Genomic DNA, 19,016 nt, shown 5'->3' on the forward strand with positions numbered 1-19,016 from the left:
AAGAAACACTACCTTGTAACACGACATATGTCGTGTTACAATCCCATTATAAGGTGGTGAACCATAAAATGGATAAAGAGATATTAAAAGGAAGTATTGATATTTTACTCCTCTCCATCATTCAGCAACATGATACATATGGCTATGAAATCATTCAAAAATTAAAAGAAAATAGTAAAGACGCCTATAACATGAGTCAAGGCACTTTATACCCTGCTCTCAAACGTTTGGAACAAAAAGAACTCATTACCTCTTATTGGGGAGAATCCAAAACGGGGATGAAAAGAAAATTTTATCGCATCACTGATAACGGAGAAAAAATACTACAAGAAAAACTAACAGCATGGGATCAAATTACTGCTTTAATTAAAGTGTGTAAGAAGGGGGCCTATAGCTGATGACGCTAGAAGAATATATTAAGCGTATTATAAAAGAAACACATTTACCAAAAAGGGAAAAGGAAGAACTATACCTTGAACTATACGACCACCTGACAAGCCTACAACAAGAGTTTATCAATCAAGGAAAATCAGTAGAGGAAGCAACACAATTAGCTATTCAAAATTTTGGAGAGGCCAATGTATTAGGAATAGAGATTAAGAAAGTGATGAATTCCTCTCATAAATATATAAAGTGGCTTGCTTGGGGACTATTTATTCCATACTCACTCATCTTGGTATTCCAGCTTTTACTAAGCAGACCCCTTTTTGATTACTTCCGCAATGTAACATACTTCTTAGAAACAGGGAACTGGTCTGCAATTAATCATCTAGTAAATGTAATTCCTTTTGCAAGCACATTCAAATATATCATGAATTTCGATCATTATAACTTAGATATATGGCTTATGAATACGATAGGGAATGTTGTAATGTTCATTCCTTTCGGTTTTTTCATCCCTCTATTATTCCCGAAAATAAACGACTGGAAATTAACTTGCAAGCTTTTTATCAAAATCGTATTCTTTATCGAGTTACTGCAATTAATAACTTTCACTGGTATCTTCGATGTAGATGATATTATTTTGAACACCACGGGCGCACTAATCGGCTACAGCATTTACATTGGAATGAAAAAATTATGGATTCGCTATAAGCGTACCGATAAAGCCACCTCATTTTGATGATGAGGTGGCTTTTGGCTTGTCGAATATCATCGGAAGGTCTTTATATTGTAAAAAGAGCCGATAAATGTCTTATTTGTACCGTTATATTTGCGCCCATGAAAAAAGCGCCCTGTAAACAGGGCGCTTCGGACGTATACATTCCCTTTAATTATAACTAATATTAGCACTTGGGTATAATGTCGTTCCTCCAATTGAAACTTTGATTTCTTTTGATAATGGAACATTTTGTTCATTAATAACGGTTCTCCACCATTCCCATGCAAGACCTGTGCATTCCCATGCTACGACTTTTATATTTTTTGAATTAGGTGGAAGTGGTATTACTGTAGAGAAATGAGCCGTTTTGTCTTTGTCGTTTCCTTCCCAATTTTTATGGGATAGTACTTCCTTTCCATTTTCATCATATGAAAATTCATCCCAAGATACTTCAAATTGAGCAACATATGCACCATAATGATCAAGCGTCATTTTAGCACTGGAATATTCTGTAGTTGTAGTCTCGATATAATCTGTATTATTATGAACAGCAGCAGTTGCATTATCTTTTAAGAAAGAGCTTGTATATGAAATTGGGTATGCTGGATTTTTAGAACTTAATTCTGCATTATCTTTAATGATATTTCGTATTTCATTAAAATCTTTTGAAACAACCTTGTTATGCTCCTTTGCATCTCCGCCTAATACTACAGCGGTAAATGTACTGTCTTCAAAAATATCTTTGTACTGTCCACTCGTTTCAACGCTGTTATTCTTAAGTAAGGCTTTAAAAGCAGCTTGTACATCTTTGCTCTTAGAAGTTGTTTCTAATTTTACATAAATTGTTCTGCCGTAAGCTACATTTGACACCATAACAGGCGGAGCCGTATTACTTACCCCTTTACGAGTTAACTCTTCAAAAGTAACGCTATTATCAAAAAGGTCTGATGGATTGTTAGGTAGTTCTGCACTTACGGTATAAAATATTTGTTTATATGCCGCAACCATCACTTTTTTCTCTCCATTTGCAATCGCATTAAAGTCAATGTTCAGTCCATTATCAAGATATTTAGCATTAACATTAAGAGCACTTGCTATTTGAGATTTACTATAAACCATAGATTCCGTATACTGCATTCGTGCAGGTAACGTATGTGTTGATGAATACTTTTCATTCCAAGTAGATACTAAATCATCTACTGCTCCAGACACATTACTATATGTTGGATTTTGGACAGTTACTGTATTTTCTTTTCTCATGCCTGGTAAGTCTATACTAATATTCAAAGGTTTTCTCTTAGCCACTAATAAATCAGGTTGATTGTCTGCAAAAGCTTTATTTGCAAGTTGTACTGCTCCTGGATATGTACGATTAGTCATAGAATCAATAATTGAAATATCCACTGGCGAAGTTGTAAGTGATTTTTTCTCACGTTCAACCACTACAAATTTACCATTTGAATTGATACCTTCTTTCGGCACAAAACTCTCTACTTTATCACCATTTACTGCTAAAACATCTTGATTACTATACTTTAAATTTGCTATACCAGTATCAATGTTACTAGCATTTGTTGTTGCATCAGCTGAATTACTTGTTTGTGTTTCAGCGAAGGAAATAAACGAATAATTAATAGTGCATAAACTAACTAATAAACATGCTAGAAACTTTATTCCTTCAAAACTTTTTATAATTTTCAAAAAATTCAACTCCTTTTTTAGAATAATTTTGTTACATCAGCTGAATTACTTGTTTAAGTTTCAGCGAAAGGAATAAACGAATAATTAATAGTGCATAAACTAACTAATAAACATACTATGAATTTTATTCCCTCAATAAAGTTTAGAATTCTCTAAAAACTAACCTCCTTTTTCAAAAAATTATATCATAAAATGTCGATTTTTGTATATTGATAAAATTTTTTCAGATAGTTTTTTAGCTACTTTCATGCACCCGGTCCTTTTTTACTTCTTAACATCTTCAAGCCTATACCATCAGTGAGAATAGCATCATTGACGGAAGTTTCACTTTATATCGCGTTGAAGCGCCGTTATTTCAAAAATAATGCTAATATATCGGGAGAAACGGTTGATATATTTGCACCCAATAAAAAAAGCGCCCTGTAAACAGGACGCTTCCACTTTTCTTTCATTATCCAGTTCCAGCGGCTAGAATGCTCGGTGGCTTCGCTTCTTCCTGCGAGGCAAAGAACGCCTCTACGTCAGAAGCTCCATCCCCCTCACATTCTGAACGAGCCGCTTCCACTTTCAAATACTGTCCAGCTCCGCCTCCTAGACCCTCATGTCTAAGAACCTTCCGCACCAGAAGATAAAAAGCATCTTCTGTGCGAAAGAACCTTAGCCAACGGGTCTGAACAGTCGGCTCCGCATTTCTAATTAACCGATAGAACCTTCCATCTCGAATTTGATTAGACGGTTCATTTCTACTGCGTATTCCATTGGAAGTTCGCGAGTGAATGGCTCGATGAAGCCCATTACGATCATTTCTGTTGCTTCTTGCTCAGAAATACCGCGGCTCATTAGGTAGAATAATTGTTCTTCTGATACTTTTGATACTTTCGCTTCATGCTCAAGTGATACGTGATCATTTTTGATCTCGTTGTAAGGAATTGTATCAGATGTAGATTGGTTATCCATGATTAACGTGTCACACTCGATGTTAGAGCGAGAGTTTGTCGCTTTTGGTCCGAAGTGTACGATACCACGGTATGTTACTTTACCACCATGTTTTGCAATCGATTTAGAAACGATTGTTGAAGATGTGTTTGGTGCTAAGTGAATCATTTTCGCACCAGCATCTTGGTGTTGGCCTTTACCAGCAATCGCGATTGATAATGTTAAACCACGAGCGCCTTCGCCTTTTAAGATAACAGCTGGGTATTTCATCGTTAATTTAGATCCGATGTTACCGTCAATCCATTCCATCGTTGCGTTTGCTTCACAAACCGCACGTTTTGTAACTAGGTTGTATACGTTGTTTGCCCAGTTTTGGATTGTTGTATAACGGCAATATGCATCTTTCTTAATGATGATTTCTACTACCGCACTGTGAAGTGAGTTTGTTGTGTAAACAGGTGCTGTACAACCTTCTACATAGTGTACATGTGCGCCTTCGTCTACGATAATAAGCGTACGCTCGAATTGTCCCATATTTTCAGAGTTAATACGGAAATACGCTTGAAGTGGTGTATCTACTTTCACACCTTTTGGAACGTAGATGAATGATCCACCAGACCAAACTGCAGAGTTTAATGCAGAGAATTTGTTATCAGTTGGTGGGATTACTTTTCCGAAATGCTCACGGAAAATATCTTCGTTCTCTTTTAATGCGCTATCTGTATCTTTAAATACGATTCCTAGAGCTTCTAGGTCTTCTTTCATGTTGTGATATACAACTTCAGATTCGTACTGTGCAGATACACCCGCTAAATATTTTTGTTCAGCTTCTGGAATACCTAATTTATCAAACGTTGCTTTAATTTCATCAGGTACTTCATCCCAAGACTTCTCAGATTTCTCAGATGGTTTTACATAGTACGTAATTTCGTCGAAATCTAAGTCATTTAAGTCGCCGCCCCATTGTGGCATTGGCATTTCATAGAAGTGATCCAGTGATTTTAAACGGAAGTCTAACATCCACTGTGGTTCTTCTTTCATACGTGAAATCTCTTCTACGATTTCTTTTGTTAAACCGCGCTCAGCACGGAAAATTGAAACGTCCTTATCTTTGAAACCATATTTATAATCGCCGATATCTGGCAGCTGTTTCGCCATGTTCGTATGTCCCTCCTTGGATAAACTTCGTATTTAGGAACCTATTTGCATTACTTGTCTTCGTTCAAGCCTTTTTCTAACGCTTTCCAAGCTAATGTTGCACACTTAATACGCGCTGGAAACTTGCATACACCTTGTAACGCTTCAATATCTCCTAAATCAATGCTGTCATCATACTCTTTTCCTAGCATCATATCCGAGAAAATTTTTGAAAGCTGAAGTGCCTCTTCAATTTTCTTTCCTTTTACTGCTTGCGTCATCATAGAAGCGGAAGACATAGAGATGGAACAGCCTTCTCCTTCAAACTTCGCTTCTTGAACAATTCCGTCGTCTACTTTCATTGTAAGTTGAATGCGGTCACCGCAAGTTGGATTGTTCAAATTAACCGTAACACTATCTTCTAATACGCCATGGTTCCGTGGATTTTTATAATGATCCATAATAACTTGACGATATAACGTATCTAAATTATTAAATGACATTTGTGAAATACTCCTTTGTTTTCGTCAGCGCTTCGACAAATGTATCAATTTCTTCTTTTGTGTTATATAAATAGAAGCTTGCACGTGCTGTAGAAGAAGCTTTTAGCCACTTCATTAACGGCTGTGCACAATGATGACCTGCACGAACCGCAATACCTTCTACATCTAATACTGTTGCAACATCGTGTGGATGTACGTCATCAATATTAAATGTAACAAGACCTGCACGATGCTTTGGACCATAAATTGTAACACCGTCTACTTCTGATAGTCTTTCTAAAGCATACTGCGCTAATTCATGTTCATGCTTTTCAATATTATCAAGACCGATTTCTTCTAAGAAATCAATTGCAGCTCCAAGTCCGATTGCGTTGCCGATAATCGGTGTACCTGCTTCGAATTTCCAAGGAAGCTCTTTCCACGTAGACTCTTGTAAACCTACGAAATCGATCATTTCGCCGCCAAATTCAATTGGCTCCATATTTTCAAGCAATTCCTTCTTACCATATAATACGCCAATACCTGTAGGTCCGCACATTTTATGAGCGGATAAAGCGTAAAAATCACAGTTTAAATCTTGTACGTCCACTTTCATATGCGGCGTACTTTGTGCACCATCAACGACCATAATTGCACCGTTTTGGTGTGCAATTTCTGCAATTTCTTTTACAGGGTTAATCGTTCCAAGTACGTTTGATACATACATAATAGATACGATTTTCGTATTTGACGTAATCGTTTGACGAGCATCCTCTAATGAAATTGTCCCGTCTGGCTGAAGCGGAAGATATTTTAATGTTGCGCCTGTTTTCTTCGCAACTTGTTGCCAAGGAATAATGTTACTATGGTGCTCCATGTAAGAGATGACAATTTCATCGCCTTCTTTTACATGTTCCAGGCCATAGCTTGCCGCAACTGTATTTAACGCTGTTGTTGTACCACGCGTAAAAATAATCTCTTCCATAGACTTCGCATTAATAAACTTGCGAACTTTCTCGCGTGCGCCCTCATACGCATCGGTTGCTTTTGTACCGAGCGTATGAACACCGCGATGAACGTTAGAGTTATATTCTTTATAGTAACGTTCTAACGTTTCAATGACTTGAATTGGTTTTTGAGAAGTTGCCGCACTATCGAAATAAACAAGTTGTTTGCCGTTCACCTTTTGATCAAGAATTGGAAACTGTTTGCGTATTTCATGAATATCCATTAGCGAACTTTCCTTTCAATTACCTCAATAAGCTGTGCTTTTACTCCTTCGATTGGAAGCTCATTTACTACAGGTGCTAAGAATCCATGGATGACTAAACGTTCTGCTTCTTTCTTCGGAATACCACGGCTCATTAGGTAGTATAGTTGTGTAGGATCTACGCGTCCTACAGAAGCTGCGTGACCTGCCATTACATCATCTTCATCGATTAAAAGAATTGGGTTTGCATCGCCGCGTGCTTTTTCGTTTAACATCAGAACGCGAGAAGATTGTTGTGCGTTTGATTTAGAAGCACCGTGCTCGATTTTACCAATTCCGTTAAAGATAGATGTTGCACTATCTTTTTGTACACCATGTTTTAAGATAAAGCCTTCAGAGTGTTTACCGAAGTGAACAACTTTTGTTGTAAAGTTTTGTGTTTGGTTACCACGGCCAATTGTTACTGTTTTTGTATCAGCAAATGAACCGTCGCCCATTAAGTTCGTTACGTTCTCAGAAATTGTGTTTCCATCGTTCATAAGACCTAATGCCCACTCTAGACGTCCATCTCGTCCAACTACGCCGCGGCGGTTTACGTAAGATGTTACATCTTTTGCTAATAAGTCAACTGCACCAAATTTCACTTGTGCGCCTTGCTCTACAATTACTTCTGCCACGATATTTGCAATACCAGTAACATTTTCATTTGCCACGTAGTTTTCTACATATGTTGCAGAACTATTTGCATCTGCTACAAATAGTACGTGGTTATAAACGTTTGCTTCTTCGCCATCTACTAAGAATACAGCTTGAAGTGGTGTTTCAAGAACAACGTTTTTCGGAACGTATACGAACGCACCGCCGTTGATTAATGCAGCATGAAGTGCTGTTAAACGATGCTCATCAACTTTCACGCCGTCTTTCATTAAATACTTTTGTAAAAGTTCAGCATGCTCAGTTGCAGCTGTTACGATATCTGTAAAAATAACGCCTTTTGTTTTCGCTTCTTCTGATAAAGAAACAAATGCAGTTGTACCGCTGCGCTGTACAAGAACGTTATTCTTTTCATCAATTAAATTTTTCACTGCTTCTGGAAGTTCTTCTAAAGAACGTACAGGCTCTTGCTTTGCAGTTTTACCTTTGCCGATAAAATCCCATTTATCAATTTTTGTTTTATCAGGCGTTGGCATTGGAAGTTCAGTTGCCTTTGCAAGAGCTTGTAAGCGGAACTCAGTCAACCAAGCAGCTTCATTCGCTTCGCTTGCCTGCTGACGGATAGAATCTTGATCGAAAGGTAATGTACCAATTGTCATGTTTATGCTCCTCTCTTACGCTTCTTGCTCTTCTGTTTCGTCTTCAATACCTAGTTCTTTTTTAATCCAGTCGTAACCTTCAGCTTCTAAACGTTGTGCAAGCTCAGGGCCGCCAGATTTCACAACACGACCATTCATCATAACGTGTACATGATCTGGAGTGATGTAATTTAATAAACGTTGGTAGTGCGTAATCATTAAGCAACCAAAATCTTCACCGCGCATTTCGTTAATACCTTTAGATACAACTTTTAATGCATCGATATCAAGACCAGAGTCAATTTCGTCTAAGATTGCGATTTTTGGCTGAATCATCATTAATTGAAGAATTTCATTACGTTTTTTCTCACCGCCAGAGAAACCTTCGTTTAAGTAACGTTGTGCCATTGATGGATCCATTTCTAGGAATTCCATGTTTTTATCTAATGTACGGATAAATTTCATAAGAGAAATTTCATCACCTTCTTCACGACGTGCATTAATTGCAGAACGTAAGAAGTCAGCGTTTGTTACTCCGCTAATTTCACTTGGATATTGCATTGCTAGGAATAGACCAGCTTGTGCACGCTCATCTACTTCCATTTCTAATACATCTTCACCATCGATGATGATGCTTCCTTGTGTTACTTCATATTTTGGGTGACCCATAATTGCAGAAGATAAAGTTGATTTACCTGTTCCGTTAGGTCCCATAATTGCGTGGATCTCTCCACCTTTTACTTCAAGGTTTACACCCTTTAAAATTTCTTTGCCATCGATTGATACATGTAAATCTTTAATCGTTAATGTAGAACCAGCCATCTCAATACCTCCATTAATCATCTATATACATTTTAAAAATTCCTAAAACGTTCACATTCTCATTTTATTCTCATTCTAATTTTATATCAAATAAAATGATATCGCAAACGTTGAAAAAAAGTAACAATTTTTCTACAAATACGAGCAGGAATTTTCTGCACATTATATTATGATACACCTTTCTTCCTACTTATATAAAGAAAAAAGGGCTAAGAAATTTCAGCCCTTTTTTCACCTTATTCACTTACAGGAAGTACAGCTCCTTTGTACTCTTTCTTAATGAAATCTTGAATTTCTTTTGAATGCAATACTTCAACAAGTGCTTTAATTTCTTTTCTGTTTTCGTCACCTTTACGAACAGCAATAATATTTGCATAAGGAGAGTCTGCTCCTTCAAGTGCAATTGCATCTTTTGTCGGATTTAATTTTGCATCAATCGCGTAGTTTGAGTTAATGAATAATGCATCGCCTTCATTGTTTTCATATAATTTTGGTAAAAGTCCTGGCTCAACATCTGTTTTAAATTTTAAGTTTTTCGGATTTTCTACAATATCTTTTTCTGTTGCTTTTACGATATCTACACCATCTTTAAGTTTGATAACGCCGCCTTTTTGCAGAAGTGCTAACATACGTCCGCGCTCTGCTACGTTATTACTCATAATCACTGTCGCACCATTTGGAAGGTCTTTTAAACTTTTATATTTCTTAGAGTAAATCCCCATAGGCTCTAAATGAATTTTTCCTGCATTTACAATTTTATAACCTTTTTCTTGGATTTCTTTCTCTAAGTACGGAATGTGCTGGAAATAGTTCGCGTCAATTTCTTTATCGGCTAATGCTTTATTTGGCAGTACATAGTCTTGGAATGGTTGAATTTTTAATGTAATACCCTGTTTCTCTAATAGTGGTTTCGCTTTTTCTAAAATAACTGCATGCGGTACGTTAGAAGCACCAACTACAAGTGTCTTCTTATCTTTTCCACCGCCGCCACAAGCAGCTAATGCAAATACAAATACAGCAAGAAGTGCTGAAAATAATACCTTCTTCATGTTATAACATCCCTTCTTTTTCCAATATTCAAAATATAAAATCTATAGGGAGTTTTCGTGTTAGACGAAAACTCTTTATCCCAATAATCCCTAAACTTCTCTTTACCTTTTATCAAGTTGCTTTGTAAGAAAATCACCAAACATTTGAATAATAAATACAATAACAAGCACAAAAATTGTTGCCATGAGAGTGACATCGCCATTATTGCGTTGGAATCCCTCTAAATAAGCAAGTGTACCAAGACCGCCTGCTCCAACAACTCCAGCCATCGCTGTATAGCCTACAAGTGCAATTGCCGTTACCGTAATACCCGAAATAAGTGCTGGCAAAGATTCTGGTATCAGTACTTTTAAGATAATTGTACTCGTCTTTGCTCCCATCGCTTTCGATGCTTCAATAACCCCCTTATCAATTTCACGAAGCGCAATTTCAACCATTCTCGCATAGAACGGTGCTGCTCCAACAATTAATGCTGGCAATGCGGCACTTGCTCCAAGAATTGTATTAAGAAGAAACTTCGTAAATGGAATCAGTAAAATGATTAAAATAATAAACGGAATAGAGCGAAAAATATTTACAAACGCGCTAATTACAATATTAACTGGCTTGTTCTCCCATAGATTATCTTTTCCTGTGAGAAACAGTACTAATCCGAGAATAAGACCTAATACAAACGTTGCAAGTGTAGCAATTACCGTCATGTATAACGTATCTTGCGTAGCTTCTAGCATTTTGTTCCAATCAACATTTTGAAACAAATTATCCATGTGCAATCACCTCCAGCTCTACTTGCTCTTGTTGAATTGTTGCGACTGCCTCTGCAACTACATCTTCGTCACCTTTTAAATGAACAATTAAGCTTCCATACGCCCCGTTTGTCGTTTGAGCAATATTCCCTTGCAGAATGCTCACTTCAATTCCATCTTTCTTCATTAATTTCTGCAGAACTGGTCTTTCCACTGCTTCACCAATAAATTGCAGTTTCACGACTTTTCCTTCTGGGTACTTCTCTACTAAATGTTCAATTGTTTCATCTGCATCTTCAGAATCTGTTATTTGCTTAACGAAGCGCTTTGTAATGTCTTGCTGCGGATTACGAAATACATCTAAAACGCTGCCGCTTTCAACAATCTTCCCTTTCTCCATAACAGCAACACGATTACAAATTTTTTGAATCACATGCATTTCATGCGTAATGAGTACAATCGTTAAATCGAGGCGTTTATTAATATCGAGAAGCAAATCTAAAATTTGATCTGTTGTTTCTGGGTCTAATGCTGATGTTGCTTCATCGCATAATAATACTTTCGGGTTATTTGCTAATGCTCTCGCAATACCAACGCGCTGCTTTTGTCCACCACTTAGTTGAGATGGATACGCATCTCCTCGTCCTTCCAAACCAACAAGGCGAATCAATTCATCTACACGCTGTTTTCTTTTCTCTTTTTCCACTCCAGCAATTTCAAGCGGAAAAGCAATATTTTCACGAACAGTTCGTGACCAAAGTAAGTTAAAGTGCTGGAAAATCATCCCGATTTCTTGACGCGCTTCCCGAAGTTCTCTTCCTCTGATCGCTGAAATCACACGCTCTCCAATAGTAATCTTTCCAGACGTCGGTTTCTCCAGTTGATTAAACAAGCGAATTAAGGAACTCTTTCCGGCACCGCTATATCCGATAACTCCGAAAATTTCGCCTTTTTCTATTTGTAAATTCGCATTATCAACCGCAGTAACATCGCCGTTTTTGGAGCGATATATTTTCTTTACATTTTCTAACACAATCATTGATGTCACCCCTTTTTAGTTAAAAAGCGTAAGCGGCTCGTTCAGCTCTGACCGGCTAAGGTTCTCTCGCACAAAAGGTGCTTTTTACCTTTTCGTGCGGGAGGTTCTTAGACGCGAAGAGTTTGCCGCTGGAGCTAGATTATAAAAACGATTTGTCGTTTGAGCGTCCTCCTACACTGAAACAACAAAAAAACCTTTCTGCTTTAAAATGAGCAGAAAGGTTTATATACATAAATTACTATTATCCTTTCCTCTCATCTCTCAAAGCATTCGCTTTGCAGGAATTGGCACCATTTCAACATAAGTTGACGGTTGCCGGGTTTCATAGGGCACAGTCCCTCCACCTCTCTTGATAAGAGAAAATCAGATGTAAATTTCGTCTGATTTTGTCGTTATGAAGTTTTCATTATTTCATGTTTTGAATTGTATCAACGCATGAAATAGATGTCAACAGAAATTTTTGCAAAGAATAAACTTTCTGAAACTTACGCACCTACTCGTAGCGGCTTACAAATATGAAATACAGATTCTAATAATAACATGGTTTGGTATGTCCCTTTATATGTAATGGCTTTTCGACGTAACAGTGACTGCAAGCGAACTTGTCCTGTAATCAATAACTGCAAATCAGCTTCATGAAAACAAACAAGTTCTTCCGTTCCCAGTACACCATTCGTAAGCTCAATTTTCTCTCTTGAAATCTTCAATGAATAACGCTCATCTTGAAAAATAAAACAAACAGCCCTTTCAAATTGCGGCAGTAGCGGCTCTAAATGATATTGCGTATTGGCATATGTTACAAATGATTGAAGCAGTGAATATAATTTCATCTCCGTCACCCTCCTCATATCACGTTCTATATAATACCATTCCATTTCTATAACGAGCTCTCCTGTATCTTTCTCTCGACAAAAGTTGTACGAAAAGCAATCTGTTGCTTATATTTCCCAAGAAATATGTCGAGGCGGCAAAATATTTGCCGCCTATTGTAATTCTATATATAAATATTCTACAGATTGAAATGCATAGATTTTCTTCACAAGTTGATTCTTCTCAAATATAAGTAAACACGGAACACTTTCAATTTCATACTCCCGCGCAAAATGCGGTGCATAATTTACATTCAACATCCCGATTTCCAAATGGGGTAATGCGGCTTCAACAACCGTTAACATTTTTTTAGCAAGTTGACACGTACCGCACATTGGTGTATACACGTATAGTACCGTTTTATTTTGATCTCTAACTGCAGCTACAGCTTCATTCCCTGTCCAATCGATCATTCTACCATTCCTTATCGTAAAAATTCTGTATAAACGTCGATGTCAGCTCCCCATAAAACGTTCGCTAAATGATTTGATGGTGCAGTTGCAACCTCACGATACGAACGATCAATATAAATATGTTCAGCATGTGGAAATTCTCGGCGAAACTGTTTGCGTAGCTTCTCTCCTGCATCATCTGCGTCCACAAGCACATACACTTCTTTATCGTACAGCTGATCAATAAGTTCATCCATTTTCGACAAACTAATTGTACCATTTGTACAAACAATTTCCACCGGTTCTCTAATAATCGTCTCAATCTTCTTCTTATCTGATTTACCTTCAACAATAATTACTTTTTCCACATAGACCACTTGGCATCACCCGATCACCATATACTATGATACAACCTTACCTTTAGTATATATTATATTCGATATTTCAATGTTGTTTCCTGTTTATTTTTGTGAATGAAAGCGGAAGTGGCTCGTTCAGAATCGTAGAACGTTGGAACTTCAGGCCGATAGAGCGAAACGACTGAAGATTCTAGCTACTGGAGTCGGCACAAATAAAAAAGGACAGCTATTAGCTGCCCTTTCCATATTAGTCTTGATTGATCATTTCTTCGTATTGTTCTGCAGTTAATAAGTTATCCACTTGACCTGCATCTTCAATCTCAACTTTAATCATCCATGCACCTTCGTATGGAGATTCGTTAACAAGCTCTGGCTTGTCGTTTAATTCTTCGTTTACTGCTACAACTTTACCTGCTACAGGTGCGTATAACTCAGAAACTGTTTTAACAGATTCTACGCTTCCGAATGGCTCGTCAGCTTCGATTGTTGCACCAACTTCAGGAAGTTCCACGAATACGATATCTCCTAATTCGTGTTGTGCGAAATCTGTAATGCCGATAACAACTTGGTTGCCATCAACTTTTACCCATTCGTGTTCTTCAGAGTAACGTAATTGTTTTGGAATGCTCATGTCTGTACCTCCAATGAATGTATTAATTATGTAAAAATACCTTATTGGTACTTTTTCCACACGCTTTCAAATTGCTCTTCATTAAATCCAACTGTTACATGATTATTGCCTGTTACAATTGGTCGTTTGATTAACATGCCATCAGAAGCGAGCATGTCTAACATTTCCTCTTCACTTGCATCTTTTAGCTTATCCTTTAAACCAAGCTCGCGGTAACGCATTCCACTTGTGTTAAAGAACTTTTTTAATGGCAATTCGCTTTTTTCATATAAACTGCGAAGTTCTTCCTTAGAAGGCGGATTTTCAACAATATGGATCATTTCATATGCTACATCATTTGCTTCTAACCATTTTTTTGCCTTTTGGCATGTTCCACATTTTGGATATGAATAAAATGTTACTGACATACATTCACCTACTTTTCACTAACCTTTACCTTATCATATAGAAAATATTTTTTCATTTCAAACTTTAACTTAATTCGCCAAAAATTTCTTTTATCCTGCAAAATCTTTTAATTTTCTTAAATTATCAAAAAATACTTTACTGCCCTAAAGAAATTATTTCATCATAATATTTATTATGTTAAATATATGGTTTTTAAAATACAAAATATTAAATCAATTTATATTGTTTTTTAGTAATTTGTCATGTATTCTCTTTAAGGAAGAATAAAAATATTTAATCCTTTTTACTACTTGAAACTGTTGTATTAATTCTTTTGTTCTATATTTTTGTCTTTATAGTACATAAATAAAAGGAGGTTATTTAACTATATGGAACTACAAATTCATTCGGTCATCCAGGAACACATTCAACATCATTCAGATCAAACTACTATCCATTTTCAACTTGAAGAACTTGATGAATTAACAGACACAAAATTAAAGTCAACAACATTGTCTATTACTATAAACAAAGACATTCTCCAGTTTCAAATGGTAACACAAACCGGAATAAACAGTACGAATTCATACCGTAAAACATATGTCATTCCTGTAAGAGCATTTCACTACATTCTCGTATCAACACAAGAAGATTCAGAACAAATGAATGCTAATTTACAAGTATTTGGACATCACGGTGAATTTCTCTTAAACGAGAAACTCTCTTTAAAGCATGTAGATCATATTCGTGCAAATAGTTCAGAATTCACAAACTTTTTCGCGACATTAAATGAAAAGGTAACTACATACATAAACGAATATCATTCATCCATTCAAGCCCTTATATAATATTTTGTTAAAATAATAAAATTCTAACTATTTTTATTATAATATATTTAGAAGCAGAAAAACACTTCATTTTTTTGAGAAGAGTTTTTTTATTTTTTTCAAGAAAGATGTGCAGCATTATAGAACATATATCTTAATCAAACGTTTAATTAATACTATAAAATCGAACATACATCTTAATCAAACGTTTAATTAAGACCAAAAAATCGAACATACGTCTTAATCAAACATTTATTTAATAAAGTTCACTTTTATTGAAAATGCAAACGAACTATATCGTCACTATAGAATATCCTATAGTGAAAACGCTTCAAAAAAATCAATCACTCATTTATATTTTTCTATTATAATTTTCCATCAGTGCGAGGTTCTTCATCCCCCACTGATGGAAAGCTCTCACCAATCGGGCGCATGCCAGCAGTTATCCCCCACCCATCTTCTGTAGAAAAGCGGAAGCGGCTCGCCCAGAATTGCAGGACGCCCGCGCCCAAGGCAGAGAGGCGCTTTTTGCCTCGTCCGAGGGGGCGAAACGACTGGAGATTCTAGCCGCTAGAGCTGGACAACGCTCCTCTCTGAATCTTTAGGTGGGGGTCTTACTGCCCACGAATAGCCGGATAAACTCGAACATACATCTTAAACAAACTTTTGTTTACTGACAGCTCCTCTACATCAAAAATACAAATGAATAATATCGTCACCTTACAATATGATATAGTGAAAGCGCTTTAAAAAATTGATAGCTCATTTACATTTTTTCTATTTATAACTTCTCAGGTTTTATCTCATTACATTAGAAATAGGAGAACTGCTATGGGAAATAATAAACTTTCATCCTTTCTTCCATTCTGTTATATATTGCTACTTGTACTCGTAAGTCCTCTTTATGGCGTACTGAATCACTCAACAGTAGGCGCTGTGAATGTAACAACAAAAATAGACGCATGGATTCCATTTACAAAAGAATTTATCGTTCCATATTTACTTTGGTTTCCTTACTTATACGGTGCTCTTATTTATTACTGCTTTGCCGACCGAAAGCTCTACTACATTACATTAAGTAGTGTTATATTAGGTAACCTCACTTCCTTTAGCATTTATTATATGTGGCAAACAACGGTAACACGTCCCGAGGTAACCGGCAATGATGTGTTTGCTAATTTAGTGCACTATATTTACAGTATCGATCAACCTGTAAATTGCTTTCCTAGCATTCACGTACTCACAACATTTGTCATTATGATTACAGCACATAAGAGAAAAAAGCAGAACAAATGGGAATATGGCATATTAACATTCGTTGGCGTGCTCATTATTTTATCTACTTTGTTTACAAAACAGCATGCCTTTATGGATGCAGTAGCAGGCATCGTCGTCGCAAGCTTCCTCTATGCAGCTATGCAATCTGTATTTGAATTACGTAAACAAAAGATTAAAGCCCCTGCTGGACAATCATATAATCTATGAAAACAAAAGCAGATGCGGCTTCTTCAGTCTGCTTTTATCTATGTAAGAAGAGATTTTCAAATTGACATATTATAGTCTCTAAGATTGTGGTACAGTCATGTCGCCAGGTTTAATGCGACCTGCTTTTTTCAAAATCATATACAGTATATAAGAAACAGCTACTGGAATTATGATATAAGTAATTACCATCGCTGGAACAACACTCAATCCTTTGCTTGAAATTAAGTTAATTGGTGCGATTAAAGAACTAAGTCCAAGACCTGCAATTTCTTTCCCCGCTGTCATTTGGAATACAAGCGCCGATACAGGACCTACAATTGCACTGGCGACAACAGTTGGTACAAGAATCATTGGGTTCTTAGTAATATTCGGAAGCTGTACTTTCGGTGTACAAAGAGCTTGTGCTAAAATACCGCCTAAATTATTTTCTTTCGCAGAGATAACAGCGAATCCGATAAATTGAGCGACGCATCCTGCAAGTGCAGCACCGCCTGCTACGCCGTCTAGACTAAGGGCAATCGCTAAAGCTGCTGATGACGCTGGAGAAATTAATAATAATCCCCAAACAACTGAAAGTAAAATAGAAGCAATAAACGTACTGCCTGCTGAGCTATCTTTAATAAATGCTCCAACCGCATTTAAAACCGGGCTAATATTGTGGGATAACCAAATACCAACTAAACCTGAACCTAATATTGCAGCAAACGGAACAAGCATCATATCTAAAGCAGTTTTTCCGCTTAATCGTTTACCGATATAAACTGCTAGTGTTGCAGTTAATAACGCACCGACTGGTTCACCCGTTTTAATCATCAAACCGGCTGCAGTAATAGAAATTGATCCAGCTCCAATCGCTCCTGCAACCATCGCTGAGAAAATGACAAGTCCATTTGCTCCGAGCATAAAAGCAATTCCTGCTCCAATTGCTGGTGCCATAAGTGATTTTGCAACAACTCCAATTGTAATTAACATAGGAATATCAGCAATTCTTCCTATATTTTCGATGAGCAGACCAATTCCAAGAGATACGAAAATACCTTGTGCAATTCCTGCAGATCCTTTGAATATACGAGGCATGATATATTCCTTCATCTGTTTCACCTTCTCCTAGTTTAGTAACCGATTGTTTTCATGTAGTCGCGTAAAATGTCATTTGATTTTGCAAATCGGCTTTCTTCAGCTTCTGTTAAGTTCAGTTCGACAAGTTCTTTTATACCATTTCTTGTAATGATAGCTGGTACACCTGTGGAAATTTCATACTCACCGTATTCACCGTCTAAAACAGCTGATACAGCAATAATACAGTGATCATCATTAAAAATAGAACGTGCAATATAAGCTAACGCATTCCCAATACCGTAATAAGTAGTTCCTTTCCGTTTATAAATCTCCCAACCAGCTTTTGCTGTTTCTTCTACAATTTCATCTAAATCAAGTTCACCTAGACGCTCTTTTTGCCCTTCTAAAATTTGTAGAATCGGCTTTCCACCAACTGTTACGTGAGACCAGGCAACCATTTGTGAATCGCCATGTTCCCCTAACGAATAGCCTTGAATGCTACGAGGATCAACATCTAGCAATTCAGACAAAATTGTTCTTAAACGAGAAGAATCTAATGATGTCCCAGTACCAAGAACACGATTTCTTGGCAAACCTGATAATTTCCAAACTTGATAAGTAATAATATCAACTGGGTTTGATGCAATTAGGAAGATGCCATCAAATCCGCTCTCCATTACACTTGGTACAATACTTTCCATAACTTTTGCACTTGCTCCTAAAGTATCAAGTCGACTTTGACCTGGCTTTGGAGCAGGTCCTGCTGTAATAATAACAATGTCCATATCTTTGCAGTCTTCATAAGTTCCTGCGTATACTTTTGTTCTTGTATTTGTAAAATTAATGCAGTGTGATAAATCCATTGCTTCGCCAACTGCTCGCTCATGATTAAGATCAATTAACGCTAATTCTTCACAGATTCCTTGATTCACAATAGAATACGCACAGCTCGATCCAACTAATCCAGTACCAATAATCGCAATCTTCCTTGTATTTCTATTCATGACAATCTCACCTGCTTCTTAGTGTAATTTTCTTTGTGTTGTGTTCTTTACACTTTTTATCATGGAAGTTTTTTCCATGTAAGCTATGTGTAATTTGTGAAATACTTCACAAATAATATGGACATTTTATGTCCCCTTGCATATAATTTCGACAAAGTCACGAACATTTCACTTTCACAAAAAAACGGGTAACGTCTCGGTTACGTCACCCGCTTTAAAATCTCTTTTCTTATTGCGCACTTAATTGATTCTTCAACTGCTGAACAATCGTTGGATTGGCTGGAGCTGCTGGTTGATAATAGTTCTTTTGTTTTGCGTATTGATACAGATTACGTTGACGCATTTCGTCTTGATTACGAATCTGAATTAACGTTTGATATAATTGATCGTTATTCGTTTGAGCAATGTAATTCGCATAGCCGGTTAAACTTGCATTTAATTCAGCTAAATAATCATTTACCATATCTTTTTCATTCATGTTCTTT

The 19,016-nt window shown here is 36.8% G+C and carries 22 protein-coding genes and 1 riboswitch; of the genes, 4 read left to right on the forward strand and 18 right to left on the reverse strand.

Features of this window, described 5'->3' with window-relative positions; all coding sequences use genetic code 11:
* The first annotated feature begins 68 nt into the window (after window positions 1–68).
* Both ACFQZ1_RS00510 and ACFQZ1_RS00515 read left to right on the forward strand, forming a co-directional pair.
* Window positions 69–398: a PadR family transcriptional regulator gene (locus ACFQZ1_RS00510; protein ID WP_377880147.1), complete on the forward strand. Its 330-nt coding sequence runs from the start codon at window positions 69–71 to the stop codon at window positions 396–398.
* Window positions 398–1,123: a VanZ family protein gene (locus ACFQZ1_RS00515; RefSeq protein ID WP_377880148.1), complete on the forward strand. Its 726-nt coding sequence runs from the start codon at window positions 398–400 to the stop codon at window positions 1,121–1,123. The genes ACFQZ1_RS00510 and ACFQZ1_RS00515 overlap by 1 nt, the downstream gene beginning before the upstream one ends.
* 147 nt (window positions 1,124–1,270) lie before the next feature.
* On the opposite strand, the gene ACFQZ1_RS00520 is transcribed toward ACFQZ1_RS00515, so the two are convergent.
* The 15 genes from ACFQZ1_RS00520 to ACFQZ1_RS00590 all read right to left on the reverse strand — a co-directional run bounded on the left by ACFQZ1_RS00520 (window position 1,271) and on the right by ACFQZ1_RS00590 (window position 14,176).
* On the reverse strand, window positions 1,271–2,812 hold the full coding sequence (locus ACFQZ1_RS00520) for a thiol-activated cytolysin family protein (protein WP_377880150.1): 1,542 nt from the start codon (window positions 2,810–2,812) through the stop codon (window positions 1,271–1,273).
* A 442-nt stretch (window positions 2,813–3,254) separates the two neighbouring features.
* Window positions 3,255–3,425, reverse strand: coding sequence for a hypothetical protein (locus tag ACFQZ1_RS00525; protein WP_377880151.1), 171 nt, complete (start codon window positions 3,423–3,425; stop codon window positions 3,255–3,257).
* Between the two features lie 74 nt (window positions 3,426–3,499).
* Window positions 3,500–4,897 (reverse strand): Fe-S cluster assembly protein SufB, encoded by a 1,398-nt coding sequence (gene sufB / locus ACFQZ1_RS00530; protein WP_377880152.1) that lies wholly within the window; start codon window positions 4,895–4,897, stop codon window positions 3,500–3,502.
* 50 nt (window positions 4,898–4,947) lie between these two features.
* The gene (gene sufU / locus ACFQZ1_RS00535) at window positions 4,948–5,379 is read right to left on the reverse strand and encodes a Fe-S cluster assembly sulfur transfer protein SufU (protein WP_377880153.1); all 432 of its coding nucleotides are present in this window, start codon (window positions 5,377–5,379) and stop codon (window positions 4,948–4,950) included.
* Window positions 5,369–6,589, reverse strand: coding sequence for a cysteine desulfurase SufS (gene sufS / locus ACFQZ1_RS00540; protein WP_377880154.1), 1,221 nt, complete (start codon window positions 6,587–6,589; stop codon window positions 5,369–5,371). The genes sufU and sufS overlap by 11 nt, the downstream gene beginning before the upstream one ends.
* Window positions 6,589–7,881, reverse strand: a complete 1,293-nt coding sequence (gene sufD / locus ACFQZ1_RS00545) for a Fe-S cluster assembly protein SufD (RefSeq protein ID WP_377880155.1) — start codon at window positions 7,879–7,881, stop codon at window positions 6,589–6,591. The genes sufS and sufD overlap by 1 nt, the downstream gene beginning before the upstream one ends.
* 15 nt (window positions 7,882–7,896) lie before the next feature.
* Complete coding sequence (gene sufC, locus ACFQZ1_RS00550) at window positions 7,897–8,682, reverse strand: Fe-S cluster assembly ATPase SufC (RefSeq protein ID WP_035433106.1); 786 nt, start codon at window positions 8,680–8,682, stop codon at window positions 7,897–7,899.
* 236 nt (window positions 8,683–8,918) lie between these two features.
* Window positions 8,919–9,731, reverse strand: coding sequence for a methionine ABC transporter substrate-binding lipoprotein MetQ (gene metQ, locus ACFQZ1_RS00555; RefSeq protein ID WP_377880156.1), 813 nt, complete (start codon window positions 9,729–9,731; stop codon window positions 8,919–8,921).
* 102 nt (window positions 9,732–9,833) lie between these two features.
* Window positions 9,834–10,499 (reverse strand): methionine ABC transporter permease, encoded by a 666-nt coding sequence (locus ACFQZ1_RS00560; RefSeq protein WP_377880157.1) that lies wholly within the window; start codon window positions 10,497–10,499, stop codon window positions 9,834–9,836.
* Complete coding sequence (locus ACFQZ1_RS00565; RefSeq protein ID WP_377880159.1) at window positions 10,492–11,517, reverse strand: methionine ABC transporter ATP-binding protein; 1,026 nt, start codon at window positions 11,515–11,517, stop codon at window positions 10,492–10,494. Before ACFQZ1_RS00565 ends, ACFQZ1_RS00560 begins: the two co-directional genes overlap by 8 nt.
* A gap of 251 nt (window positions 11,518–11,768) precedes the next feature.
* Window positions 11,769–11,876, reverse strand: a riboswitch (SAM riboswitch).
* 126 nt (window positions 11,877–12,002) lie between these two features.
* Window positions 12,003–12,347, reverse strand: a complete 345-nt coding sequence (locus tag ACFQZ1_RS00570; RefSeq protein ID WP_377880160.1) for a hypothetical protein — start codon at window positions 12,345–12,347, stop codon at window positions 12,003–12,005.
* 153 nt (window positions 12,348–12,500) lie between these two features.
* Window positions 12,501–12,800, reverse strand: coding sequence for a thioredoxin family protein (locus ACFQZ1_RS00575; protein WP_377880161.1), 300 nt, complete (start codon window positions 12,798–12,800; stop codon window positions 12,501–12,503).
* Window positions 12,801–12,811: 11 nt separating this feature from the next.
* The gene (locus ACFQZ1_RS00580) at window positions 12,812–13,156 is read right to left on the reverse strand and encodes a toprim domain-containing protein (protein ID WP_098308849.1); all 345 of its coding nucleotides are present in this window, start codon (window positions 13,154–13,156) and stop codon (window positions 12,812–12,814) included.
* 229 nt (window positions 13,157–13,385) lie between these two features.
* Entirely contained in the window at window positions 13,386–13,769 is a 384-nt protein-coding gene (gene gcvH, locus ACFQZ1_RS00585) for a glycine cleavage system protein GcvH (RefSeq protein WP_098308851.1), read from the reverse strand.
* 41 nt (window positions 13,770–13,810) lie between these two features.
* The gene (locus ACFQZ1_RS00590) at window positions 13,811–14,176 is read right to left on the reverse strand and encodes an arsenate reductase family protein (RefSeq protein WP_377880162.1); all 366 of its coding nucleotides are present in this window, start codon (window positions 14,174–14,176) and stop codon (window positions 13,811–13,813) included.
* 369 nt (window positions 14,177–14,545) lie between these two features.
* Between ACFQZ1_RS00590 and ACFQZ1_RS00595 the strand changes: the two genes are divergently transcribed.
* Together ACFQZ1_RS00595 and ACFQZ1_RS00600 are read left to right on the forward strand one after the other, a co-directional pair.
* On the forward strand, window positions 14,546–15,004 hold the full coding sequence (locus tag ACFQZ1_RS00595) for a DUF3978 family protein (RefSeq protein WP_377880163.1): 459 nt from the start codon (window positions 14,546–14,548) through the stop codon (window positions 15,002–15,004).
* An 810-nt stretch (window positions 15,005–15,814) separates the two neighbouring features.
* On the forward strand, window positions 15,815–16,468 hold the full coding sequence (locus tag ACFQZ1_RS00600; protein ID WP_377880164.1) for a phosphatase PAP2 family protein: 654 nt from the start codon (window positions 15,815–15,817) through the stop codon (window positions 16,466–16,468).
* Between the two features lie 78 nt (window positions 16,469–16,546).
* Here ACFQZ1_RS00600 and ACFQZ1_RS00605 read toward each other — a convergent pair whose 3' ends face one another.
* From ACFQZ1_RS00605 to ACFQZ1_RS00615, 3 genes are all read right to left on the reverse strand, one after another.
* On the reverse strand, window positions 16,547–17,560 hold the full coding sequence (locus ACFQZ1_RS00605) for a PTS sugar transporter subunit IIC (protein WP_377880165.1): 1,014 nt from the start codon (window positions 17,558–17,560) through the stop codon (window positions 16,547–16,549).
* Window positions 17,561–17,580: 20 nt separating this feature from the next.
* Window positions 17,581–18,531 carry an L-lactate dehydrogenase gene (locus tag ACFQZ1_RS00610; RefSeq protein WP_377880166.1) on the reverse strand — a complete coding sequence of 317 codons (951 nt, stop codon included), beginning with the start codon at window positions 18,529–18,531 and terminating at the stop codon, window positions 17,581–17,583.
* A 229-nt stretch (window positions 18,532–18,760) separates the two neighbouring features.
* Entirely contained in the window at window positions 18,761–19,009 is a 249-nt protein-coding gene (locus ACFQZ1_RS00615; RefSeq protein ID WP_230574684.1) for a spore coat protein, read from the reverse strand.
* Window positions 19,010–19,016: the final 7 nt, after the last annotated feature.

This window comes from Bacillus sp. CGMCC 1.60114 (assembly GCF_042676365.1).
GTDB classification, from domain to species: Bacteria; Bacillota; Bacilli; order Bacillales; family Bacillaceae_G; genus Bacillus_A; species Bacillus_A rhizoplanae_A.